Source organism: Mesonia sp. K4-1, assembly GCF_008017825.1.
Classification (GTDB): domain Bacteria; phylum Bacteroidota; class Bacteroidia; order Flavobacteriales; family Flavobacteriaceae; genus Mesonia.
In genome coordinates this window covers 1-4,626 of the sequence record NZ_VRLS01000095.1, presented here as the reverse complement: position 1 = coordinate 4,626, position 4,626 = coordinate 1, and the positions used below count along the sequence as shown (strand labels likewise).

Genomic DNA, 4,626 nt, shown 5'->3' with positions numbered 1-4,626 from the left:
TAACTTGATAACAAAAATGGTGGATAGTGATAAAATTCATCAAGCAAAATTAATAAGCAACTAACTACTGACCTCTATTATTTTGATTATATCAATGTGAAAGTTCTTCCAAGTGGTGATTCTCGAATTAGTCTGACTGAAAAAGAATTGAAGTACATATTTTTATATTTTGACTTAAAACCAGCGGACTTTAAAGAATTGGTATACGATGGGAATTTTAATTTTGAAAAAGTTCATAAAGGAATTAATTCGTTAAAAAAAGAACTTGATTTACACAAAGATTTAGATGGTAGATTTCGCCGTCAGAATAAAGTAGAAAGAATCTTAAAAGCCTATAATGAAATTAACATAAACTAAATAAAATGAAATATTCAATTGGCGAGAAAGTAACAAACCTTTTAACTGGAAAAGAAGGCATTATTATTGGAACAAAAGAAAAAGCATATAAACCAAAAACAGACCCGTATAATCGGAAAGAAATTTATCCCGATGAAAATATGGATTATCTATTTATGATAAAGAAAGCCGAATTAAATAATAAAATCGAATATTCTGGAATGATGAGCGTTTTAGAAAGTCATCTAAAAAAATATAAAAACTGTGGGCAACAACGTATATAGCTCATAGCTAATTAGTTGCTCAAACGAAGTTAAGGCATATTTGGAAAGTCGCCAAATTTTTAAATTTAACGATTTCCAATAAATAAGATAAATAGTAAAATTTAAAAATCTGGCTTGTGCTAAACCGAATAATTATCGCTAATTTACACGCTACGAGACATATACAAGACCGTTGGCAATAATTCTAATGAACAAAAACCAGAAAAATATTAAAGAATCTTACGACTCCTTAATTGAGGTAGTTTCGAATTGGTTATTTGATGAAGATATTAAAAAGCAATTTGAACATCTAAATAAAGAAAAAGTTCAAATGGTAATTTACAAAGCCGCAACTTACGGTTGGTATATTGATGACTTTTCAGTTAACTCAGAGATCAAAATTAATAATTGCTTAAAATTAATTTATGCTAATTTACCTGATAAACTGAACCTATATTTTTCGAATTACTACAATAAAAAATTAACAAAAATTCAGGAGAATCTAAGTAAAAAATATACTTTAAGATCTGAAATAATTAATGAAGCATTTTATGCTCATAAGTCTGGTTTATTTCATTCCTCTATTTGTCTTTTTATAACTTTGATTGATGGAATATGTAACGATAAAATGGACTCTAAATTCTTTATTAATAAAAAGTTTTTACCCGAAATAAAATATAAACTGGAAAATAAAGAAATTAAATATTCAGATTTTTTACTTTCACCTATAAATAAAAAAGCAACAATAAATGGGTGGGAAAAAGAACTTCATAATTTTCCAGTAAGACTAAACAGACACGAGATAATTCACGGGGTTGATGTAAATTATGGAAATGAACTGAATTCCTTAAAATTGATTTCAACTTTATCGTATATTGACTTCATTGTAAGTCATTTTAATAAATAAAAAACTATTGCCAACAACGTATACCAACAATTGCGGCTTTGTGTCCTGCGGACACAACCGCGCAAGCATAAAAGTCGGGAATTTTAGCTATCTTAGTTTTTAATCAATCCGCAACTGATTGTTATACAAGACCGTTACCCAACATTAACCACTCACAACCTGAAAATGAATAATCGAATTGAAATTCCTTTGAGTAAAAATAAAATTTATTTGCTTTTACTAGGAGTCATAATTTTCTTGATTGGAGGATTTTGGATGTTTATTGAACCTGAAAATGCAGGACGATTTTATAATCCAATGCTTAAAAGGTTTTTATATTTAAATTCAGAAACTATACAAATTATTGGAATTGTTGGAATCGTTTTTTTTGGAGCGGCTGGAATTTATGGAATTAGAAAACTCTTTGACAAAAAAGCTGGATTAATAATTGACAAAAACGGAATAACTGACAATTCAAATGCAACAAGTATTGGACTAATTGAATGGAATGACATTTTACGAATTAGGACAAAAGAAGTAATGTCTACAAAATTTCTATTAATCGATATTGAAAATCCTGAAAAATACATAAAAAAAGCAAAAAACGGAATCCAAGCGAAACTTATGAAAGTCAATTTGAATATGTACGAAACACCTCTATCAATTACTTCAAATACGTTGAAATATGATTTTGGAGAACTTGAGGAATTAATTAAAACCGAATTGAAAAGAAATAAAAACGTTGGGTAACACCGTGTATATTTTATTGCTTTCTTTTAGCCAACTTACGAAAATCCTCGCGGATTTTCTATTCAGTAATTATTTGCTAACTTTACGCTAAACCAACGCAACAAAGCATACACAAACACGTTGGCGGTAATTTAAATAAAAACGGAATTTATGAAAACTCTTCTACTCCTGATTGCAATAATTCCGACTATAATGGTATCGCAGAATAATAAGCAGGATTTATATATTGCATATGATGATTGTTCTATTCATCAAGATATAATGATCGAAAATGATACTTTAAAATATCAAACTTATAGTATAAGATTTGGTGATAAAATAAACCCTGAAATAGAATACTCGATAAACGAAAACGGATTTGTGGTAAAACATATTCAAATGAGTGGAAAAAACTATCCTTCTCTATCTATTACTTATCTAAATCAAAACGGAAATAATCCTCCAATTAAAATTAACCAAAATCAAATTAAAAATAAAATTTGGACAAATAACATAGTTCATTCAAGAAACACTGACTTTATATCCTTTTTCGAAAATTTCAGAAATATTTATCTAGTGGATTTCAATGATAAAAAAGAAGAAATTAAAATAGCCAAAAAAGTAGAAATCAAATTACTTCCAACACTATAAAAAAACTACCGCCAACAACATATATAACAAATAGCTAAGGTTTTTCTAAACAGGAAATTTTGGTATATTTGGTTAGTCGCCAAATCTTTTGATTTGGCTTTTTGAACTAAAATTAAAAATCAAAACGCAAAAGTTTTGGCTTGTCACGAACCGGAAATTAACTCACTTTTGCTCGCTACTTGCCATATATAAACACGTTACCCAACATTAACCACTCACAACCTGAAAATGAATAATCGAATTGAAATTCCTTTGAGTAAAAATAAAATTTATTTGCTTTTACTAGGAGTCATAATTTTCTTGATTGGAGGATTTTGGATGTTTATTGAACCTGAAAATGCAGGACGATTTTATAATCCAATGCTTAAAAGGTTTTTATATTTAAATTCAGAAACTATACAAATTATTGGAATTGTTGGAATCGTTTTTTTTGGAGCGGCTGGAATTTATGGAATTAGAAAACTCTTTGACAAAAAAGCTGGATTAATAATTGACAAAAACGGAATAACTGACAATTCAAATGCAACAAGTATTGGACTAATTGAATGGAATGACATTTTACGAATTAGGACAAAAGAAGTAATGTCTACAAAATTTCTATTAATCGATATTGAAAATCCTGAAAAATACATAAAAAAAGCAAAAAACGGAATCCAAGCGAAACTTATGAAAGTCAATTTGAATATGTACGAAACACCTCTATCAATTACTTCAAATACGTTGAAATATGATTTTGGAGAACTTGAGGAATTAATTAAAACCGAATTGAAAAGAAATAAAAACGTTGGGTAACACCGTGTATATTTTATTGCTTTCTTTTAGCCAACTTACGAAAATCCTCGCGGATTTTCTATTCAGTAATTATTTGCTAACTTTACGCTAAACCAACGCAACAAAGCATACACAAACACGTTGGCAACAAGCAAAAACCGAAAATAATTGAAGAGAAGGGTTTACACTATAATTTTGATTTTACTCTTAATTGGAATTCCATTATTTGAATTTATGGCTTTTAATTCAACAGTTAGTTTAAAGTACGAAACAAACGAATTGAATGACTGTATTTCACTAACTTCTGGAATTGACTTATGCAAAGCAATTAGGAATTTTCATATTTCAGCAATCATATGCGGACTGACTTTTATCGGCCTTTTAATATTTAAAAAACTTATTATAAAAACGGAAAATTAAGAAATGAATAATATTAAGAAAACAAAATTATATACAATATTATTTCATTCACTTATTATAATCGGTGCTGGACACGGAATTGGAATAATGGGAATATTTGATGTAATTGGAATTATTCAAATACCTGAAATCTATAAAAATGGAATTATTTTTAATATCAACGGAGATTATCAAGACAGATTATCACTTGTTGTAATTTTCTCTATAATTGGAAAAATAATACTAATTACAAGCTTATTTCTAAATAAGAATCTAATTAAAAATCTAATAACCTTAATCGGAATTATAATTTTGTGGATTTCTGTGTATTTTCTGACTTCTGGAAATTGGTACTACGATTGGTTATATGGTTTTTCATTTCTTACAAGTATCCCTTTTTTAATTTATTCAATAAAACTAATTAGATTAATAATTGAAAACATTAAACAAAACAAGAAACTGAACATAAACGTTAATGAAAAATAAATTTAGGAAAGTAATAAAGCCAGTTGCCAACAAAGAACTGAGGTAAAATCCAACTCTTTTCTACATTAAATTTGAGACATAATTAGTCTGTTCTAAAATCTATGT

General features: G+C 27.9%; 7 protein-coding genes. All 7 read left to right on the top strand.

Annotated elements, in window-relative coordinates; translation table 11 throughout:
* The first annotated feature begins 147 nt into the window (after positions 1–147).
* Entirely contained in the window at positions 148–357 is a 210-nt protein-coding gene (locus FT986_RS15695; protein ID WP_187248655.1) for a hypothetical protein, read from the top strand.
* Positions 358–362: 5 nt separating this feature from the next.
* Positions 363–620: a hypothetical protein gene (locus tag FT986_RS15690; protein ID WP_147865845.1), complete on the top strand. Its 258-nt coding sequence runs from the start codon at positions 363–365 to the stop codon at positions 618–620.
* Positions 621–807: 187 nt separating this feature from the next.
* Entirely contained in the window at positions 808–1,506 is a 699-nt protein-coding gene (locus FT986_RS15685; protein WP_147865844.1) for a hypothetical protein, read from the top strand.
* Positions 1,507–1,671: 165 nt separating this feature from the next.
* Positions 1,672–2,235 (top strand): STM3941 family protein, encoded by a 564-nt coding sequence (locus FT986_RS15680; protein ID WP_147865842.1) that lies wholly within the window; start codon positions 1,672–1,674, stop codon positions 2,233–2,235.
* A 150-nt stretch (positions 2,236–2,385) separates the two neighbouring features.
* Complete coding sequence (locus FT986_RS15675; RefSeq protein ID WP_147865843.1) at positions 2,386–2,865, top strand: hypothetical protein; 480 nt, start codon at positions 2,386–2,388, stop codon at positions 2,863–2,865.
* Positions 2,866–3,093: 228 nt separating this feature from the next.
* On the top strand, positions 3,094–3,657 hold the full coding sequence (locus FT986_RS15670) for an STM3941 family protein (RefSeq protein ID WP_147865842.1): 564 nt from the start codon (positions 3,094–3,096) through the stop codon (positions 3,655–3,657).
* A gap of 402 nt (positions 3,658–4,059) precedes the next feature.
* Positions 4,060–4,521 (top strand): hypothetical protein, encoded by a 462-nt coding sequence (locus FT986_RS15665; protein WP_147865841.1) that lies wholly within the window; start codon positions 4,060–4,062, stop codon positions 4,519–4,521.
* Positions 4,522–4,626 lie beyond the last annotated feature (105 nt).